At 47.0% G+C, this 18,562-nt stretch carries 30 protein-coding genes; 12 read left to right on the forward strand and 18 right to left on the reverse strand.

Annotated features, from left to right (window positions below):
- Positions 1-114 precede the first annotated feature (114 nt).
- From DK428_RS09265 to DK428_RS09335, 16 genes are all read right to left on the reverse strand, one after another.
- A complete protein-coding gene (locus DK428_RS09265) occupies positions 115-390 on the reverse strand; it encodes a DUF551 domain-containing protein (RefSeq protein WP_109092136.1) in 276 nt (91 codons plus the stop codon).
- Positions 390-968, reverse strand: coding sequence for a YfbR-like 5'-deoxynucleotidase (locus tag DK428_RS09270; protein ID WP_109092137.1), 579 nt, complete (start codon positions 966-968; stop codon positions 390-392). Before DK428_RS09270 ends, DK428_RS09265 begins: the two co-directional genes overlap by 1 nt.
- Before the next feature lie 2 nt (positions 969-970).
- A complete protein-coding gene (locus DK428_RS09275) occupies positions 971-1,531 on the reverse strand; it encodes a DUF5420 family protein (RefSeq protein WP_109092138.1) in 561 nt (186 codons plus the stop codon).
- Positions 1,532-1,541: 10 nt separating this feature from the next.
- A complete protein-coding gene (locus DK428_RS09280) occupies positions 1,542-2,003 on the reverse strand; it encodes a hypothetical protein (RefSeq protein ID WP_109092139.1) in 462 nt (153 codons plus the stop codon).
- A 2-nt stretch (positions 2,004-2,005) separates the two neighbouring features.
- A complete protein-coding gene (locus tag DK428_RS09285; protein WP_109092140.1) occupies positions 2,006-2,557 on the reverse strand; it encodes a hypothetical protein in 552 nt (183 codons plus the stop codon).
- Positions 2,558-2,568: 11 nt separating this feature from the next.
- Positions 2,569-2,943, reverse strand: coding sequence for a hypothetical protein (locus DK428_RS11710; protein ID WP_208618347.1), 375 nt, complete (start codon positions 2,941-2,943; stop codon positions 2,569-2,571).
- A 1-nt stretch (position 2,944) separates the two neighbouring features.
- A complete protein-coding gene (locus tag DK428_RS11645; protein WP_167391924.1) occupies positions 2,945-3,109 on the reverse strand; it encodes a hypothetical protein in 165 nt (54 codons plus the stop codon).
- Between the two features lie 9 nt (positions 3,110-3,118).
- On the reverse strand, positions 3,119-3,307 hold the full coding sequence (locus DK428_RS09295) for an ANR family transcriptional regulator (protein ID WP_109092141.1): 189 nt from the start codon (positions 3,305-3,307) through the stop codon (positions 3,119-3,121).
- Positions 3,308-3,672: 365 nt separating this feature from the next.
- On the reverse strand, positions 3,673-4,194 hold the full coding sequence (locus DK428_RS09300) for a host-nuclease inhibitor Gam family protein (protein WP_109092142.1): 522 nt from the start codon (positions 4,192-4,194) through the stop codon (positions 3,673-3,675).
- 11 nt (positions 4,195-4,205) lie between these two features.
- Positions 4,206-4,553 carry a hypothetical protein gene (locus DK428_RS09305; protein WP_109090056.1) on the reverse strand — a complete coding sequence of 116 codons (348 nt, stop codon included), beginning with the start codon at positions 4,551-4,553 and terminating at the stop codon, positions 4,206-4,208.
- 1 nt (position 4,554) lies between these two features.
- Positions 4,555-5,736, reverse strand: a complete 1,182-nt coding sequence (locus DK428_RS09310; protein ID WP_109092143.1) for an AAA family ATPase — start codon at positions 5,734-5,736, stop codon at positions 4,555-4,557.
- A gap of 12 nt (positions 5,737-5,748) precedes the next feature.
- Positions 5,749-7,521, reverse strand: coding sequence for a DDE-type integrase/transposase/recombinase (locus DK428_RS09315; RefSeq protein WP_109092144.1), 1,773 nt, complete (start codon positions 7,519-7,521; stop codon positions 5,749-5,751).
- Between the two features lie 11 nt (positions 7,522-7,532).
- A complete protein-coding gene (locus DK428_RS09320; protein ID WP_109092145.1) occupies positions 7,533-8,477 on the reverse strand; it encodes a hypothetical protein in 945 nt (314 codons plus the stop codon).
- 9 nt (positions 8,478-8,486) lie between these two features.
- On the reverse strand, positions 8,487-8,783 hold the full coding sequence (locus tag DK428_RS09325; RefSeq protein WP_109092146.1) for a helix-turn-helix domain-containing protein: 297 nt from the start codon (positions 8,781-8,783) through the stop codon (positions 8,487-8,489).
- Between the two features lie 10 nt (positions 8,784-8,793).
- A complete protein-coding gene (locus tag DK428_RS09330) occupies positions 8,794-8,973 on the reverse strand; it encodes a hypothetical protein (RefSeq protein ID WP_109092147.1) in 180 nt (59 codons plus the stop codon).
- A gap of 11 nt (positions 8,974-8,984) precedes the next feature.
- The gene (locus tag DK428_RS09335; protein ID WP_109078950.1) at positions 8,985-9,167 is read right to left on the reverse strand and encodes a DNA-binding protein; all 183 of its coding nucleotides are present in this window, start codon (positions 9,165-9,167) and stop codon (positions 8,985-8,987) included.
- Positions 9,168-9,281: 114 nt separating this feature from the next.
- Here DK428_RS09335 and DK428_RS09340 point away from each other — a divergent pair, with 114 nt between their 5' ends.
- From DK428_RS09340 to DK428_RS09345, 3 genes are read left to right on the forward strand one after another with little or no spacing between them, the layout of a single operon-like run.
- Positions 9,282-9,689 carry a helix-turn-helix domain-containing protein gene (locus DK428_RS09340; RefSeq protein ID WP_109092148.1) on the forward strand — a complete coding sequence of 136 codons (408 nt, stop codon included), beginning with the start codon at positions 9,282-9,284 and terminating at the stop codon, positions 9,687-9,689.
- Between the two features lie 34 nt (positions 9,690-9,723).
- Entirely contained in the window at positions 9,724-10,245 is a 522-nt protein-coding gene (locus DK428_RS11595; protein ID WP_157952199.1) for a hypothetical protein, read from the forward strand.
- A gap of 31 nt (positions 10,246-10,276) precedes the next feature.
- Positions 10,277-10,525: a hypothetical protein gene (locus DK428_RS09345; RefSeq protein ID WP_109092149.1), complete on the forward strand. Its 249-nt coding sequence runs from the start codon at positions 10,277-10,279 to the stop codon at positions 10,523-10,525.
- Between the two features lies 1 nt (position 10,526).
- Here the strand turns inward: DK428_RS09345 and DK428_RS09350 are convergent, their stop codons facing one another.
- Together DK428_RS09350 and DK428_RS09355 are read right to left on the reverse strand one after the other, a co-directional pair.
- Positions 10,527-10,904 (reverse strand): hypothetical protein, encoded by a 378-nt coding sequence (locus DK428_RS09350; protein ID WP_109092150.1) that lies wholly within the window; start codon positions 10,902-10,904, stop codon positions 10,527-10,529.
- A gap of 1 nt (position 10,905) precedes the next feature.
- Positions 10,906-11,256, reverse strand: coding sequence for a Gp49 family protein (locus tag DK428_RS09355; protein WP_109092151.1), 351 nt, complete (start codon positions 11,254-11,256; stop codon positions 10,906-10,908).
- Between the two features lie 156 nt (positions 11,257-11,412).
- Here DK428_RS09355 and DK428_RS09360 point away from each other — a divergent pair, with 156 nt between their 5' ends.
- From DK428_RS09360 to DK428_RS09400, 9 genes are all read left to right on the forward strand, one after another.
- A complete protein-coding gene (locus DK428_RS09360; protein ID WP_109090046.1) occupies positions 11,413-11,781 on the forward strand; it encodes a putative holin in 369 nt (122 codons plus the stop codon).
- Between the two features lie 2 nt (positions 11,782-11,783).
- Positions 11,784-12,425 (forward strand): transglycosylase SLT domain-containing protein, encoded by a 642-nt coding sequence (locus tag DK428_RS09365; protein ID WP_109092152.1) that lies wholly within the window; start codon positions 11,784-11,786, stop codon positions 12,423-12,425.
- Positions 12,416-12,862 (forward strand): hypothetical protein, encoded by a 447-nt coding sequence (locus DK428_RS09370; RefSeq protein ID WP_109092153.1) that lies wholly within the window; start codon positions 12,416-12,418, stop codon positions 12,860-12,862. The genes DK428_RS09365 and DK428_RS09370 overlap by 10 nt, the downstream gene beginning before the upstream one ends.
- Before the next feature lie 99 nt (positions 12,863-12,961).
- Positions 12,962-13,312 (forward strand): hypothetical protein, encoded by a 351-nt coding sequence (locus tag DK428_RS09375; protein WP_109090043.1) that lies wholly within the window; start codon positions 12,962-12,964, stop codon positions 13,310-13,312.
- A gap of 1 nt (position 13,313) precedes the next feature.
- A complete protein-coding gene (locus DK428_RS09380) occupies positions 13,314-13,619 on the forward strand; it encodes a hypothetical protein (RefSeq protein ID WP_109092184.1) in 306 nt (101 codons plus the stop codon).
- A 9-nt stretch (positions 13,620-13,628) separates the two neighbouring features.
- Positions 13,629-14,171, forward strand: coding sequence for a DUF3486 family protein (locus tag DK428_RS09385; protein WP_109092154.1), 543 nt, complete (start codon positions 13,629-13,631; stop codon positions 14,169-14,171).
- Complete coding sequence (locus DK428_RS09390; RefSeq protein WP_109092155.1) at positions 14,172-15,725, forward strand: terminase large subunit domain-containing protein; 1,554 nt, start codon at positions 14,172-14,174, stop codon at positions 15,723-15,725. It begins immediately after the preceding gene.
- A gap of 2 nt (positions 15,726-15,727) precedes the next feature.
- Positions 15,728-17,230 carry a DUF935 domain-containing protein gene (locus DK428_RS09395; protein ID WP_109092156.1) on the forward strand — a complete coding sequence of 501 codons (1,503 nt, stop codon included), beginning with the start codon at positions 15,728-15,730 and terminating at the stop codon, positions 17,228-17,230.
- Positions 17,223-18,476 (forward strand): PBECR2 nuclease fold domain-containing protein, encoded by a 1,254-nt coding sequence (locus DK428_RS09400; protein WP_109092157.1) that lies wholly within the window; start codon positions 17,223-17,225, stop codon positions 18,474-18,476. The genes DK428_RS09395 and DK428_RS09400 overlap by 8 nt, the downstream gene beginning before the upstream one ends.
- Positions 18,477-18,562: the final 86 nt, after the last annotated feature.

Below are 18,562 nucleotides of genomic sequence, written 5' to 3' on the forward strand. Positions count from 1 at the left end.
CCGTCATATGACTAAGCCTTCTCTCGCGAGAAGGCTGAATGATATGTTAGCTTTTAAGTTAGCTTTCAAGTTAGCTTTCAAGTTAGCTTTCAAGTTAGCTTTCAAGAATAAAGGCTATTCCGAAGGCGGTTGTGGTAATGGTTGCCAGTGTGACACTTCAATTTCTATGTCTATCATTCCTAATTCATCCAATTCCCAATAAGGGATTAATCCACCTTCCTCATCTACCTTTTCATCTAATAAATACCATCCAAAATCAACAAACCAATTCACACCATCCTCGGTATAATAAATTAAGTGTCTATTGTTCGAATTGCGTGATTCTTCACTTGTATCAAATGGCTCAGGCAACCGCTCCGAACACTTAATCCAGCCATTGTTTTCGCTCATTATTTAATCTCCTCAAGTCCCAAATTTAAAGTTTTGTTGTAGTAGTTAAAAGCATTCTTAAATTGTCTTCTGCTGTCATCACACCAGTCTTCTGGCGAAACAGGGACACTATAAAGACCGTATAAAAAATTCCAGTGTCCTTCGAGTTCCGGTGGCGTATTAATAAAAGCCTGCTTTTCTGCTTTTAGCGCTAATAAATCAGCGGTTTTTACCAGCTCTTTCATTTTTGGCGTCATCTTAATGCCAAATTTCTCCTGAATAACTCGCTCAAATTCCTTCTCGATTAATTTATATTCGGGTAGTAAGTTTTTAAGTGGTGTTGGCACATCGCCTAAATAAGCTTCTTGTGCGTCATGCATTAACACTGCAAATATCGTCTTTTCGTCGGCTTTGAGGAATATTTTTGCAATCATTGCGGCGTAAACGCTGTGATCTAAAACTGAATAATGTCTATCTAATTTGCCACCAAATCGCGGGATCATTGCTAAATGATGAATAATGTCATCAATATGGATGTCGCTATTTTGTGGGTTAGCAAAGTCGATTAAACGGTTGCCGTGTGTGATAAATATGCTCATTTTTATTTTCCTTGTAACATCAAAAATTCACTTTGTTTGATTTCCGTTAAACACTCAGGGATTAACGGGAAGTCATCCCCACCAAATCCTTCTGATTTAGCTGGTATCTTCGCAATAAAGTGATCGCTTGCCACACCGCAGACTGCAATATATGCCATGCGGTCCCCCATCACCCAACAACTAATACCCAACTTAAGGAGCATAAAATCATTAAAACTTGGGTATTTCATGAGTATTTGTCTAATGGCTTGGATTTTGGCGTTAAACGCCTTGCCGGCTTTGGTGCGATTGTTGCCTGTAATATTCACTTTCTCACCGGGAAGTATTTCAAATTTATAGGTTTTATCCTCTTTGATTTTTTCAAATTCGGGATTGTTTGCATGACACACAATGCCCGAGATGCCATTTTCACTGCCGCGCCAAAACTCATAAAACGGGATAGTGTCAAAAATTACGTTTAATTCTTTGTTTCGTTGTTCGTGGTCGATATGCCATTGTTGATAATGAGATTTAACCGGTTCAACAGTTAATGCACATTTAAAATATCTAAATTCAGGTTTCATATTTACTCCTTTAATAAGCGGGATATTGGCTTCTCAAAATCCGATAACAATTTGTCTTTAACTCAAAAACACTTCTCGGCAGAGCGTTAATAGGTAAGGTTTTACATGCTTTTCCGGTTGCATCCATTCCATATGGCACACCGATAGCTCGCCAACATCGTGCGGCTTGTACCGCTGCGTCTTTAATTACCCCTGAGTTAATCACAAAGCTATTTGGCCCAATGCGTTGTAACAAAATACCTTGCGCCATAAGCTTTTTAACCCGTCGTCTAAATTGAGTTTCGCTTAATCCGGAGCCGGCAATAAGTTGGCTTACGCTCAATATGGCAAAGTCTTCTGCCTTTTTCTCGGCTTGGTCGTCGCTATACGTGCCAACATTGCTACCGATATAAGTTACCAAGGTGCTTTGTGCGATGCGGTCTAATGTTTCATCCCAGATATATTCCAGGATATGTTCATCTAGCACTTTCATATTTACTCCTCAACCAATTCAACATCTTCAAATTTCACAACATACCCGCCTTGTCGTTCTGTTTTACCTTGTTGTTCCATTTGCTTGTTGTATTCCTCTTGTTTAGCCGTTAATACACAGTATCTAGCAGGTTCATATTCGTAGATTTGGTTAATGACTCCCATAGTTTCGCTGTAGCAGCGGGATAGGAGGCGGACTTTTGCACCAACCGGGAAAGGTGGTTCAATATTGTTATCTTTCACCCATTGCTGTTCTTTTTCTGTGAGTTTTTGGCGAACGAATGAGCCAAAATGTTGGATATTGCCCCAAAGCTCCTGCGTAAAATCCCACGAATAATCTCTAATGAGGGTGTTAATCATGTCTTCAGGGTCATCATATAAGTAAAACTCCTCAATCAACGCTTCATAAAGGCCATCGCGAAATTCTTCCGCCCACACGGCGTCTTCATGGTAAGAATCCGGATAATATTTTTGGATAAATTCATGCACGGTCTGTACATCAAATCCGTAGTCTAAATAAGTCGGTCTTGGTACCGGCGGAATATATCTTTTCATGTTGTTTTTCCTTATTGCTCAAGTATCGGCGTAATTTCCCAGGCTACATGTTTCATTTCTCGGCTTGCGGTTTGTAACATCAGCAAGCACTCTTGTTCTTTGTCGTCCAGCCACATTTCTTTTGCCATCTCAATCTGTTCCATTATGTTCGCTAGTTGCCTGGTAATACTGTCCTTTTCGTCGCTCGCTTTTAAATATTTCGCTAATTCATCTCTATATTTACCTTCCAGTGTTAGTAAGGTTTCGCGGTCTATGTTATCTAAACATCCATTAATTTGATGAGCATGGACGATGGATGACATTACATTGCGCTCATAATTATTTAGTTTCCAAACGTTCAGCATATTTTTCGCGCGTTTTGCTTCATATTTATCAGGTGTCCACATATCAGATCTCCTCCGTTTCAATCACGTCATCAATTTCAGTAATCGTGTGCGGCATGGCGTTAACATCAATCTCATTTAAATCAAGTTTATTTAACGCTTCGCTTATAGATTCCGCCTCCACGGTGACTTCAACCATGCAATAAAGGCGTGCTACATATTTCGGCATGTTGTCCTCCTAGTGTTGGGTTTTTGCCATTTTTTTGCAGTGTTCAGCGCGTGCGCAGCACCAGTTGTGTTCGTCTGATTTATTAGTGGCAAGACAGGCTTTTAACCAGTTGCTGTAGGCCTGTGCATAATTGCCTGCGCGCTCAAGTTCAGCAGCGGTGTCGCTATATTCGCGGTACAATTTGCGTCTTTCATCCATGTGGTTTCCTCGGTTGTGTTGGTTGTTTTATTTGGTAAAATGTTTAGCAAAACGTTTTGCTAAGTTTTAGTGTATTATGGTACTCGTTTGAGTACCTGTCAACTGCTTTTTTGCGTATATCTAAGATTTTTTTGTAAATGAAAAGTAAAGAGTGAAGGGGTATAAATAAGCCCGCACGGGGGCGGGCTTGGAGGGCTTTACCAAAAGCGGCTAATCATAACAATGAGAATTAATGAAAAGGCCAGGTAAAACAATAAAAGGGTTTGTAACATCTCGTTCATCTCAATATCCTGCCTTATCCAACAAGCCGAAAATCACGGTAAAGATGGCGCCGATGATAAGATACGTCAATGGGTCTGTAAGCATTAGGCCGCTTCCTGTTCAAATGGGGTGATCACAAAGTCTTCTACGCCGCTAATAACTTTAATGCCAGCAATGCCGGCGACCGCGCTTTTCTCGTTGAGAATGGCTTCTTTGTTGATTTCCTCTTTTGTTCGAATAAAGCGTTCCAGGCCGTGAATACGTAAGTTTTGTAACACGGAATCCACCCCGGTGACTTTCACGCTCGGGTTACGCACCCGCCAGGACACCTCGCCCGTCACCAAATTGGCGGTTTTGGTTTTGCCGCCGTTGGTGATTTGGTCACGGTTAGCCTCACTCCAATATTGCACCCCGTTAGAAAGGGTTTTAATGCGTTCTTGCAGCGGGGCAAATTTATCCTTGTAGCTTTCTGTAATTTCGGCGATCTTGTCGTTCATTTCCGCTTCCAGGCGCGCCACTTCTCGGTTTAAATCACCGATGGTTTTAATATCACCGGCGGCATCTTCGCGCGTTTGCGGTACATAGATTTGTGCAGTTGCTTTAACTCGGGTAGCTGATTTAGCCATATAAAAACTCCTTAATGAATAGTGATGTTGATGTCGTGTTTTAGAAACGAAAACATAATTCTGCATCCCGCAATCATGCATTCGGCCGTGCAGACAATGCTGTCGTCTCCTTCGTGGGTTTGCATTACCACCTCTGCCTTGCCTCGGGCAATCCAGCGTCGGGTTAATGCGTTGTGTCGTACGGTAATAATCGGCACGGTGGCCAAAAATACATGGCGTACGACTAAGCCGATTCGGTTGCACTCCATTACGGCTTTTTCGGCTAAATTAAGCTGGCTTAAAGCGTGCATCGTGGCCAAACTTAACGGCTTTTGCACCTTGGCTTTTGTTTTAGGTGCTTTGTTCGGTTTTGCGGTCATCTCAAACCCCTTTGATGACATCGGCGCTGACTAACGGCGCGCCCAGTTCGGCGGCAAGATTCATCGCGCCGGTGATAAGGTTGCCCACCGCGAGTGGATATAACAGGCTGTGTTGGGTTTTTGCCCGGCTATTAGTCATCACTAAGCGGTTGCGTAACGCGTCCAACGCGTCACGCTCGAAAATATCGGCAGTTTTGCGACCCACCGCTTTTAACCGCCACGCCACGTATTCTTCGAGGCAGTTATCTAACGGCGCCAGCTCGACAATTTCGCAACGTTGCACCACTTCGCGCACCTCAAAGTTGCGTTCGGAGAGTTTTTGTTTAAGTTCCGGTTGACCGATTAACACAATGGAAAGCAATTTCTTAAACCCGTCTTCCAGCTCAAAAAAGCGTTTCAAATGTTTTAAGGTCGGTACAGGCAGGCTGTGCGCTTCCTCAATAATTAAAATATGCTGATTGCCGGCGCGGGCGCTCTCTTTTAATACGCGGTGTAGTTGACGGAAACGCGCTTCCGGTGAGCGTTTTACGCTTTCCAACGGGGCTAGGGTGTTAATGATGCTTTCCGCAATATGTGCCGCTTTTAAGGTTTTGCCTTTGAGGTCGTTGTCCTCCATGGCGATGATGTAAGGCTCAATCACAATCACCGGCAAGCCGTCGTGATTAATGCGCTCAATCAAATCACGGCGCAGGGTGGATTTGCCGGCACCGCTTTCGCCGACCACCGCCATAAACCCGCCGAAACGTGCGGTTTGGAACAACGCTTCACGCACATAACGCACATCGGGGGAAGAAAACACTTCCTCTGCCGACCGCACTTCGTCCGTGAACGGGTTGTTAAATAATGAAAAATGTTTTTTAGTGGCTGGAAATAAAGCCTGTTTTGCGAGTAACATAGTGTCTTCCTCTGTTGTAGTTATTGACTGCTCGTCAAGGTTAGGGGAATCCTCCGCAGGCGTTGCCGCGCCTGCGGAATCTTCCGTTAAAAGCTCAGAAAGTGCGGTAGAAATCCCCAGTGTTTTTAACACTTCGGTCAACCGTGTTTTAAATTGCTCGGTGCCGGTCTTAATCAGCAAACCGTGATTCACTAAATTAGTGATCACCGCCGGGGAAACTAGCAACAGCCTTGCCAGTTTGCGTTGAGAAATGCCTTTCTCTTCTAAAATTGCTTTAAGTTTCAACATAATGCCGTCCTTTTATGCGTTGACTAAACGCAATGGTTTCGCGGTTGCCGGTAAGTGATCTTGCGCAAGTAATGCTTCCAATTCCTGCTCGCTCATGCCGTTTGGATAACGCTGATTTAGCCATTTCATGGTGTCAGCCGTGTATTCATGGCCGAAACGGGCTTTAAGCCGTTTTGCCACCTCAATCGTGTTGAGAGGAGCAAGCTCAACCCGTTTGGCGTTGGCGGTCAATTCGTGCTCTTGTCCGCGTTTCGGCATGAAATCCACATAATCGTGTTCTTTCACCACTTTGAATGGGTCAATACGACCACCAAATAAAGGCGCTTTGGCTTTCTTGGCGGCTTTCACCTCATCGTCCGTGTCGGCGTCGTATGCGATGCGCTCTACGGTCTCTTTGTTGTACTCAAACACGCTCTTATTGTGCGGTTTGTACTCTTCGCCGATAACTGCCGCATCCACGCGGAACCCGTGGTCGTCGTATGCCACCGGCTCAACCACCGTCCAGTATTGTTGCCCTTCATCGTCCACTCGTTGCACCTGAATGCAGTCAGGACGGTAAGGGTTTTTGCCAATGGTGATTTCCGTGCCCACCATGGCTTCGGTGATGTGGCGTACATCATAGGTTTTGGCGTCAAAGCTCACTGTTAATTCTGAGCTCACTTTGCGGGTGGTGAGTTTGGTCACCATCAATTCGCGGCAAATAGCAAGGCTTGGCGCCATTACTAATTGCTCGGCGGTAATCCCAAGCCAGGCTTGGTAGCGTGTTTTGTTGTGGCGTGTATGTACGGCAGTGCCGTTAAAATACGTCATCCAACGTCCCGCCAGTTGATTCAGCTCGGCCAACCCGCTCACCCGGGTGAAGCGCAAACCGCTCTCAAACTGCCGTTCCACAATATCGTTGCCTTTTTCCACCTGCCCCTTGGCGCGCGGTTTGCCCGGTGCGTTGACTTGCAATTTAATGCCGAGCTGATTGCACAAATGGGCGAACATGGCGGAAGTATTCGCCGAGCCCGGGTCAAGCATCACCATTTTCGGCACACCACAAAACGGATCTTTTGTATCGCGTTTTTGCATGGCATTAATAAAGCAGTTACATAGGTTTTCTGCGCTTTCACCGCCATACACATACTGCACAAAGATTACCCCGGAGGCATGGTCGGTAATCACATACCGCCACACCCGTTGGTTTTCCACTTTTTTGATGTTGGCAGGTTTGTTTTTGTAAAACTCCTTTTCTTCCATCAAATTCAGCCCGTTTCCGCCGTCCGCTTGCTCTTTGAGGTAATACAACACACACAAAGAAGGGTCGATTTGCCAGCAATGATTTGGATGTAAACTCTTCATGGCATTCACCGGTGCTGGGCGGGACAGTTGTTCCGGGTGTAGGTTGTAAGCGCGTAATGCGCGGCTAACCGCACTTTCCGAAAGCAACCGCACTTCCCCTGTGCTTTCGTCGATGTATTCCGCCTTGATCTCACCGTTGGCGCGTAGCACCTCTAACACGCTTGCTAAGCTCGACATTACTTTATTGTGGACCCCGCGCCGACAAGCCAGCCAGTAAGCGGATATGGTTTGCGCTTCGTCCAGCTCTAGCGCTACCGCGCCTTTATCACTGCGTTGTTTGCGCGCTTTCGGGGCGCATAGACTTTTAAGTTCACGCATTAACGTGGCATGGCTAACATTGAGTAACTCACAGGCTTGCGCATACACCTCGCCTTTTTTGCCGTGCGGGGCATTGGCGGCTTGTTGCGCAATTTCGAGGAGTTTTTCAGGTAAAATCGCCATAACGTAAATCCTTATTGATTTTCACCATTTAAAATGGCGTTAAATTCCGCGTCGTAGTCTTTGCCTTCAAAACCTTCTCGCGCCCATTCAGGGCGGTTGTCACCGTCCGCCAAACGCGGCAAATTAAAGGCGGTGCGCAACTCGTTAAGCACTAACTCAATCTCCGCAAGCGTACCCACCATAAATTGTTTATGGTCAATGCCGCTTTCTTGCGTGTGACTATCCAACGTTTCAAAGGCTTTCCACACTTGCCCGCGTAAAATCGCTTCGGCGTTGTAAACCAGTTGCGAGGTTTCTTTGCGCAACAAGCCGCCTTTTTCGTCCGGGCTTAACGTGTTGATGTGGTTTTTCTTTTTCTCCAACTCGATGTCGAGCTGGTTAATGCGGTCATTTTTGTTTTTTAACACCTTGCTTTGCGCTTCATAGTTGGCATGGCTTTGTTTTAATTGCCCCTCTAAGATTTGTTTTTCTTGTGCGTGTTTTGCGGTCAATTCTTCGATTTTTTCCAACAATTCTTCTTTGTCGGCACTTTCTGAAAATTCGGCATCCACAATTTCGGCGCGGGCATCTTCCGGTAATTTGCGCAGTTTGCGCATTTCGCGGTAGCCTAAGCCGAGGCGTTGGCTGGTTTCTAAAAAGTCTTCTCCTAATTTGCTGAGGTTTAATAAATCTTCATCAACCTTTTTCTCGGTTAAACCGCAGGCTCTACAATAATCTGCCCAACTGCTGACGGTCAGCAGTTTTCCATCTTGGTCAATATAGCTTAACCCTTTGTATTTTTTAGAATTCTTTATTTCATGCAACACTTTCAAACTGCTGACGGTCAGGAGTTTTCCGATAAAGTTAAAACCTTTTAACATCCCCATCGCTTCATGAGCTTCTGCGAGGTCTTGAGTCATTTGTTTTGCAACTAATGACATAGCGTTTTGTTTTTGTTCCATTGTTAAATCTGTCATGGTTTATCCTTAGTAGGCGGCGGTGCCTAAGCGTTGTTTAAGTTCGTTAATTTGTGCGCTTGCCTTGTCCATATTGGCGGCGTGGCGCATGGCGATTTGAGCAAAGAGGGAGCTGAAGGCAAACTTGCCGCTTTCCAACTTAATCACAAAACCCTCATTTTTGAGTACATCAAGGGTGCGGCTGATATTTGCCGGGCTTTCGTCTAGCGCAGTGGCAAGTTCTTTGTTGCTTAACCCATTGAACGAATTGTTTTGTAACACTTTAATCACCCTCAAAGCACGCTGTGCCGAATTGACCTTCTCCATGTCACACTCCTTATTTCACAAAACGGGCGGCAACGGATAACGGTACGCCAAACTCTTCGGCAATATCGCGCGCATCACGATTACGGCCGTTATTTTTGACGGCTTGGTTGCTGATGACGTTTTTTGCTTTGGTGGCGCGGTATTGACAGGCTAAAAAGCGGTTATGTAGTTTGATAAGTAGGCTTTTCATATGGCACCTCGTTAGTTAATCGGTTTTTTGAGTCCAAGTTTTAAGGCGATTTCATGCGCCTTGCCACGGTCACCTTTGGCGAATCCGTTCAACACACGGGAAACTTCCACGGGGGTGTAACCGTGTTCTTTGGCCCACGCGGCGAACGTCCAACCGTTTTGTTTAAATTTGCGTTTTACTGCTTCTGGTGTCATTATTAGCTCTCCTGTTGTTGATTAAAGATTTACGAAATGTTTTGCTAAGTTTTAAAGTATTATGGTACTCATTTGAGTACCTGTCAACAGTTTTTTTGAGTATTTGAGGTTTTTATGTCTATAGGTCCAAGATTAAAAGAAGAGAGAGAAAGAATAGGTCTTACACAGGCGGCATTGGGTGCCGTGGGTGGCGTTCAAAAACAGGCGCAGTTGAAGTATGAAAGCGGTGTAAGAACGCCGTCAGCAGAATATTTAATTGAAATATCAAAAATTGGAATTGATGTTAATTATGTTCTTTTTGGGGTGCGTTCAAACGCTGAACTAACATCAGAAGAACAACAGCTACTAGAAACATTTCGCGCCGCGCCGCCAGTAATGCGCCAATTTATGCTTGGAGGGGCAGGTGCCGGCATGAAAATTGAAGGCAATCATAACCAACAACACAACCATACAGACGCTGATAACATGGAAATCAAAGGCGATAACAATGTACAAATTTCAGGGAGATCCCGAAAGAGATAGATTCTAATTAGCTAACAACAAGGAGGAAAAAGCTATGAAGATGAAAATAACGGGGAATGGAAATACTCAGGTTTATCTTAAGCAACTCACGGTAATAGATAAAATCTTTGAGGCCATTGGGCAACAAGAAGTAAATGAGATAAATCTATCTGAATATTCGGAAAAACAACTTATTCGTGCGAGGCGAAAGTTAACCCGGGAACGGCTGAAAATATTGCTCGTTGCAATGACCCAGCGTGATATTACGCGGTTATTTATCGGATACATCATTTTTATGATATGCCTTCAGTTGTCCGGCAGCACATTTTCTTTGACTGATAGCAGTGCCATTTGGTTTTTTATTAGTGTCACTGCTATCTTTTTACTTTTTATCTTTTGGCTTAATTTTCTGAGCGCTAAGGTTAAGCTGGACACCAAGGCAATAGATATTCTATTTGCTCAAAACTGGCAACGGAAAGAGCTTATAAATGCCGAGTTACAGCGCCGTATGCATGTCACATTCCTGCAAAAGTGCGGCATAAAAGACAATATTTTGGAATACATCGACAAAGAATAAATAAGAAACTAATAAAATAACCGGAGGGAACATGAAAAATCTAGAAAATATCATCATTGAAGAAATGGAAAAACACCATCCAAATCCTGTATCGGACGCCGAATTTTGGCGAAAACTTGAAGAAACCTACAGCGAGTTTGAATTAAATAATGTGGTGATGGGCTTGTATAAGCGCGGCGTAATTGGGTTTATGCCGTACCATAAAAAAGGCTCACCGACAGAACCACCGGCAAGCCCTTATAAAATCGTTTATCGCGCGATGACGCTTCGGAAACGCTAAATCATTCCTCTTCTTGCCCGGTAATTTGCGCAAAAAGTTCTTCTTGCTGGGCAAACACACCTTGCAGCATCACATCAACGCCAACCAATCTGCCGGCATTCCAGAAATGAAGAAATGAGGCAGAATCCCAATAAACGCTTTCAGGTGTGGCGACGATCCATTCCGCTTCAATTTCGCATTCTGCGATTTCCTCGGCGCTGGTCACATAAATAAACTCGCCGTCAATAGGCTGTTCTTTGGCTTTTGCAGCGTAACCATAACGTTTACTGCTTTGATGCAAAGGAATCAGAAAAGTGTCGCCATAGTCTTCGGTGGTCACCAAACAATAGCCCGTCGGCGTAATGACAACCTTTGCGATGTTAATTGATTTAAGTTTCATTTTAAGCCTCGCTACGTTGTGTGGCTTCATGCATCCGCTGTTTAGCTAAATAGCCTTCCAGCTGCCAAATCTTATCTTCTGCATTATCACGTGCGATTTTTCTGCCGATTTCTGCATCAAACGTCGCTAACGATAAGCAGGCGCTTTCACCGGTTACAGTAAAGCCGTTTTGCAATGTCAGCACACAAATTGTCAGCACGCCAACCTGTACATATTTGACGGATTTAATCACAGATTTGATGTGTTCATAGGTTAATTTTTCCATTGTTTTTCCTCGTTTTTCGTTATTCGGTAAGGGCGGCAGGTCGTAAGGCTTGCCGCGCGGGGTTAAATGCGCAAAAGGTTGATACATTACATTGTCAGATCCTTTTTCTGTGGTTTTTCGGTGTGCCTAGTTTGCCTGTCCGTGCATCAAAAATATTCTTATCGCGTCCAAAATACTCAAAGTTAACAGATAGCTAATCTAAACACTCCAAACTACCCATTCACCCAAATTTAAGGAGTTTTTATGAAAGGTTTTTTTAACGCATTAAAGCATGGTCGCCTATTATCTTGGGTCATTTCCGCCCTGTGTTTACTTGCGATCATTGGTCTTATTTCACCTGCGCAGTTACCGGTAGTGTTGTATAAATTGGCCCTAGTGTCTATTGCATCCATTATCGGTTACCACCTCGACCGCGCCTTGTTTCCGTATTCGAGCCCCGGCAGTTATTTGCGTGAGCGTTGGAATAAACGCGAATCCAAGCTCGCCTTGCGCCCTGAAAATCAGCCGGAATATCCGATTTGCGATGGCTATTTGAACGTCTTTGCCATGGTGGTATTACGCCGTGCGCTCATTGTCGGTGCGGTTATTTTGGGCGTGACGTTAGGACTATAACTATGCGCGTTGTCCATCGCACCAATAAGTGCTTCAAATTTTGCGCCTATGCCTTGGTGGCGCTGTTGCTATCGTCCGTGTTATGCGTGCCGTTAGCCTTCAGCGCGTCGAATCAGGCAGCGCAATACCAACGCACCTTAACCCGCGAAAGCTATGCCGTTTGGGGCTTAAATGCCCCAATCCCAGTGTTTGCCGCCCAAATCCATCAAGAATCGCAGTGGAAAACGACCGCACTTTCGCCCGTCGGTGCGCAAGGCTTGGCGCAGTTTATGCCAAAAACCGCTGACTGGATTTCGGCGTTGTATCCCGAACTTGCCGACAATCAGCCTTATAACCCCGACTGGGCGTTGCGGGCGTTAGTACGTTATAACCGTTACAACTATGAACAGATTAATGCGCGTACCGAATGCGACCGTATGGCCTTTATGTTATCGGCATATAACGGGGGCTTGGGTTGGGTGCAACGTGATAAACGCAAAGCCAAGGCGCAAGGGCTTGATCCATTGATTTATTGGCAAAGCGTGGAACTTGTCAATAGTGGGCGTAGCCGAGCCAATTTTGCCGAAAATCGGGGCTATCCACAGCGTATTATCTACCGCTGGCAACCGCTTTATATTAACTGGGGGATTCCACAATGTTTGTAAAGGCGTTAAACGCATTTTTAAAATCCGACATCGGCAAATTGATGATTAATTGCGTACTGGTTGGGCTTTTTACTTTTTGGAGTTGCTACCAAGCCTATGAGCGCGGTGTTGCCGATACCAAAGCCGCCTATGAGCAGGCGGAAAAAACAGAAATTAAGGGGCAGTTAGACCGTCTTGGGCGCGACATTATGGCAGCAACTATCGTCAGCCAAGCCACTATTGCCAAACTTGCCGATTACCAAACCGAAGGAGACCGAACCACCTATGAATTACAGCAAACCCTTACGAAAAACGGGCATAGCCGTCGCGATTGCCGCTATCCTGCTGACAGCCTGCACAGACTCGCCGAAGCCCGCGCCCGCGCAACCAAAACCGCTACCACCGGCATTAGCGGTGCCGTGCCAAACCCTGCCGCCGCTCCCGCAAAACCACAGTGATGCGGTTTTGGTAGCCCTAAAGCAAATGTATGATCTTTACGGCATTTGTGCCGGGTTGCACGTAGATTTAATTAATTATGTGCAAAAGGAGGAGGCAAAATGACGGAAGTCAGCACGTGGCAGGTGATCACCTTTTTTGTGAGCCTGGTTATTACCATCATCGGTATGTTGATTGGCTTTGGCAAAATCCTGCTTGCTCAATTTGAATCCAAGCTCAACGAGAAATTTAAATTTACCGAAACCCAATATCAACAGCTCCACCAAGACATCAAAGAGGCGCGTAGACTCTCGGAAGCGGCCAATAATATCGTCATGGAACTAAAGATAAAAATGCCGGAGGACTATCAGCGACGCGAGGACGCTATCCGGAGCGAATCGGTAAACTCGGCGCGCTACGACGCCATTAATGAAAAGTTAGATAAGGTTATTTTAATGTATGGAAGAAGCTAACATGATCCAATTTGAAAAAAACAAACGCGAACACGTGCGCTGGTTGATTTTGTTGACGCTCGACCATGCACGGCCTATTGGAGCGCCGGAAAGCCTGATTTTAACCACAATTCAAAGCGTGCCAATGCAACTGACCGCCCTAGAATTACGCCGCGAAATGGATTATTTAGCCGGACGCAAATTGATTGAGTTACGCGGACGCGATACCGCCCGCTGGCACGGTAAATTGACCTCGGAAGGCATTGATTTTGTCGAGTACACCAGCGAATCTATCAACGGCATTGCCCGCCCTGAAAAATACTGGTAAGGAGTCGCCATGCCGAAACGCTCAACCGTCAAACAACTGCCGCAAACCGTCAAAGATTGGCTGGACGCCGCCCTTGTTGAAAATAACTTTAGCGATTACAGCGCACTGGAAGAAGCCCTAAAATCCCGAGGTTATGACATCTCACGCAGTGCGGTGCACCGCTACGGGCAAGCATTAGAACGTCGTTTGGCGTCTGTGAAAGCCAGTACCGAAGCGGCGAAAATCATCTCAGATAACATCAGCAACGACAAAGGCACGCAAAGCGACGCCATTTTGGAAATGATCCAAAGTGAAGTTTTTCATGCTTTGATGAATCTCGAAGAAATCAAGGAAGAAGACGACCCGATGAAACGCCTTGCCGCCTTGTCGTTTGTAGGGAAAAACATCAGCCCGCTGATTGGCGCCAGTATCAATCTGAAAAAATACCAAGCCGAAATCAAAGCCCGCGCCGAGGCCGCCGCTAAGGAAGTGGACACGTTGGTGAAAAAAGGTGGCTTGAGTGCCGATACGGCAGACCAAATCCGTCAGCAAATTTTAGGGATCACCGCATAAATGGAAAACCTCACCGAAACCGCCCGCACGCCCGCCGTGTTGTTACCATATCAGCAAAAATGGTGCGCTGATACCACCGCCGTGAAAGTTTGCGAGAAGTCACGGCGTATCGGTCTATCATGGGGCGAAGCCGCCGATACCGCACTTTTGGCAGCGTCTCAGCAAGGCATGGACTCATGGTATATCGGCTACAACAAGGAGATGGCGCTGGAGTTTATCCGGGATTGCGGAAACTGGGCAAAAGCCTACGGATTGGCGGCGGGTGAAATCGAAGAAACCGAAGAGATCTTTAAGGAAGGCGACGAAGAAAAAGCGATTTTAGCCTACATCATCCGCTTTGCCAGTGGTTGGCGTATCACCGCGCTATCCTCCCGCCCGTCTAACTTACGGGGTAAACAAGGGCGCGTGATTATTGACGAAGCCGCGTTCCACGAGGATTTGGCGGAACTGATGAAAGCGGCGATGGCGCTTTTGATGTGGGGCGGTCAGGTGCATATCATCAGCACCCATAATGGTGTGGATAATCCGTTTAACGAGCTGATTAGTGACGTTAAAGCGGGCAAAAAGCCATACAGCCTGCACACGATTACATTTGATGACGCCATTAAAGACGGGCTTTATCAACGCATTTGCTTACGCTTGGGGCGCGAATGGACGCAGGAAGCCGAAGACGCTTGGGTGGCAGAAATCCGTGCGTCTTACGGTGATGCCGCCTCCGAAGAGTTAGATTGTATCCCACGTAACTCCGGTGGCGCGTGGCTTACCCGCGCACTCATTGAAAGCCGCATGAGCAAAGATACCCCGCTCATCCGCTTAACCAAAAATGACGAATTTAGCTTAATCGACGAGCCGGTGCGCTATGCAGAAATTGAAGAATGGTGCGAAGAAAACCTGCTCCCGGTGTTACAAACCTTACCGAACGGACAACGCAGTTACATCGGCGAGGACTTTGCACGGAGCGGTGACTTGTCGGTGATTTGTGTAGGACAGGAACAGCCCGATTTAACGCTAAAAGAAGTGTTGGTACTGGAAATGTCCAAAGTGCCATTTAAGCAACAGGAACAAATTTACTATTACATCGGCGACCGCCTACCGCGCTTATCCAAAGCGGCCAATGATGGACGCGGTAACGGGCAGTTTTTATCCGAGGCGGCATTTGACCGTTACGGACAAGTTGTCGAATCGGTGATGTTAAGCGAGTCATGGTACGCCCAGCATGCGCCACCGTTTAAAGCCGCCCTTGAGGACGGCACCTTTCACGGCATCCCGCGCCACGCGGATATGCTCGACGATTTACGCGCATTCCAGGTCGTTAAAGGTACACCGCGAATCCCCGACAAACGCACCACGGGCGCCAGCGGCACGCAACGCCACGGTGACGCAGGCATAGCCAAACTCTTACTCTATTACGCCTATCGCACCGACGAGGGCTTTGAGATTGATTTTAAAGCAGGTAAACGGCGCGATACGGCGGATTTATTCGGCACAAGTGCGGGATTTTCCGCGCATGGATTTGGTACGGTGCGCGGACATAATAATTTTAGAGGATATTAATTATGGGCATTAAAGATTGGTTTAAAAGTAAAAACAAAAAACCGGAAACCAACCGCGCTATCGCAAGCACCGGTGACGGGCAGGACATCACCAAAGCCTACATGGGCGAGCTGGCACAGCCCGAAGATGGCGTACTCCGTGGGCGCGGTAACGGCGACCTGTCGCTTTATGAAAAAGTATTAAGCGATGAGGAAGTCAAACGTACTTTTACCCAACGCCAAGACGCGCTGGTCTCCCGCGAATGGACGGTAGAGCCGGCAAGCGACGAATCGCAAGATGTGGAAGCGGCGGATTTTATCCGTAACTGGGTCTCGGAAATCGGCTTTGACCGCATTACCAAACTCATGCACTACGGTATTTTCTACGGCTACGCCGTAGCGGAGCTGGTGTATCGTGTCAATGATGACGGCAAATACGTGGCCGATGTGAAAGTGCGCAACCGTCGCCGCTTCCGCTTTACCCCGAAGGGGGAGTTGCGCCTACTCACCCGCGCTAATCAAACCACGGGTATCGAGTGCCCGGCACCGTATTTTTGGAGTTTTTGCACCGGTGCCGACCACGACGACGAGCCGTACGGTATTGGTCTTGCGCACTGGTTGTATTGGTTGAGCTTTTTTAAACGTAACGGCGTCAAATTTTGGCTGATCTTTTTGGAGAAATTTGGCATGCCTACGGTGCTCGGACGCTACGGCAAAAACGCTAGCGAAGCCGACCAGAAACGCTTATTGGAAGCGGTCGAATCTATCCAATCCGACAGCGGCATTGTCATGCCGCTTGATATGCCGATTGAACTATTAAGCCAAGGGCGCAGTGGTAACGGATCATATAAAGAATTATTTGACACCATGAATGAGGGGATCCAACGTGTCGTCTTGGGGCAAACCTCCTCGTCAGGCGGTACCGCAGGGCGTTTGGGTAATGACGACTTGCAAGAAAAAGTGTTGGAATCCATTATCAAAGCAGACTCTGATGTCATCTGTGAATCCTTTAATCGTGGCCCGGTAGCATGGCTGACTGCCATGAACTTTGCCAACGCCCGCCCACCGCGTGTGTTTAGAGTATTTGACGAAGCGGAAGATTTAAACGAAAAAGCCAACCGCGACAAGGTTGTTTTTGAAACTACCGGCTACCGTCCGACTTTGGGGCAAATCCAAGCGTCCTACGGCGGCGAGTGGGAAAAGGCAGAATCCCCGAATAATGATGACCAGGCACCCAAAGAACCTGCTAAGAAAACGGCGGACTTTGCGGGCGAAACGGAAAAAGACATCCCGGGTCACATGGTTGACCAGCTCGACAACAATCTTGCGCCGGTAATTCATAACTGGTTGATCCATGTACGCGCTCTTGCCGAGCGCGCGGAATCTTTAGAGCAAATGCGCGATGAGCTGTTAACCTTGATGCCGGATATGAGCCTCGAACAATATACGGCCGCTATGGCGCTAGCACTCAACGCGGCGAATTTAAGCGGGCGCGAAGCGGCGGCAAGCGAGGCAAAAAATGAATAAAGCGACCTATGGCAGCGTACCGTTTAACGAGCAAATTGAGTTTTATAAGCGCAAAATCCCGACACCTACCGCTACATGGACGGACATTTACAACGCTGAGCATGATTACGCGGCAGTGGTTGCGGGAGCAAACCGCCGTGAAATCATTGAAGACTTTGCCGCCGCCATTAACGACTTTATTGCTAACGGCAAAACGTTAGAAGATTTTAGAAAGGATTTTGACAATATCGTCGCTAAATATGGCTGGGACTATCACGGCGGGCGCAACTGGCGCAGTCGGGTGATTTATGAAACCAACTTGCGCTCGAGCTATCAAGCAGGCAGATACGCCCAACTGCAAGAGCTTAAAAATGTCATGCCCTATTGGGAGTATGTCCACAGCGACGCCGTCAGCCACCCTCGCATTGAACATATGCACTGGGACGGGTTGATTTTGCGCCACGATGATCCGTGGTGGCAAACCCATTTCCCCATTAACGCATGGGGCTGTCAATGCACCGTGATTGGGCGTAGTCAAGCCTACATGGATCGCAACGGACTCAAAGTGGATAAGGCACCAAAAATTGAGTGGGAGGAACGTATTGTCGGCGCACGCGGTTTGAATCCGCGTATTGTCAACGTGCCGAAAGGTATCGACCCCGGCTTTGAGCATATCCCCGGTGCGTCACGCTTAACCAGCCAAACCCCGCCGCCGTTAGACGACAGCGGACAACCGCGCCGCGTGGAGTTTTACCCGCACCGAAAAGATACGCCAATCCCAATGCCGACCCCGCGCAAAGTGTCCAGCAGTTTATTGTTGCCGTCCGACAAAGATGACGGATTTTACATTAACGAATTTTTATCCGAATTCGGCGCGACGGCAGAAAAGCCCGCAATATTTAAAGATGTGCTGGGTGAAAGTCTGGTGATCAGCGACGCCCTATTTACTTCTCGCAGTGGGCACTCCAAGCTCAAAAAGCGCGGGCGAGAGGTGTATTTAAAACTCCTCGCATTAGCGTTACAACAGCCGGATGAAATCTGGACGCGTACCGAGCACTGGCTGAATATTGATAAAATGGTTGTGCGACGCCGTTATATTGCCCGCTTTAAAATTGATGGTATCAAAACAAATATTCCGGCATTGGCGGTGTTTGATGTGGGCAGTGATGGTTGGGACGGCGTGACGATATTTGCGCCGGACAAAGACGAATACTTAGAACAGGTGCGCACCGGTGTGATGTTGTATTACCGGGACGACGAAGATTAAAAAACTCACCCGCCGCCACAAGTGAGTCTCGCCGGGTGTGGGATTTGAGGTCCTGGCGGGGACTGCCCACCCGATGCGCTAAAATC

Origin of the sequence: Aggregatibacter kilianii, assembly GCF_003130255.1 — a bacterium.
In the GTDB taxonomy this organism is placed as follows: Bacteria; Pseudomonadota; Gammaproteobacteria; order Enterobacterales; family Pasteurellaceae; genus Aggregatibacter; species Aggregatibacter kilianii.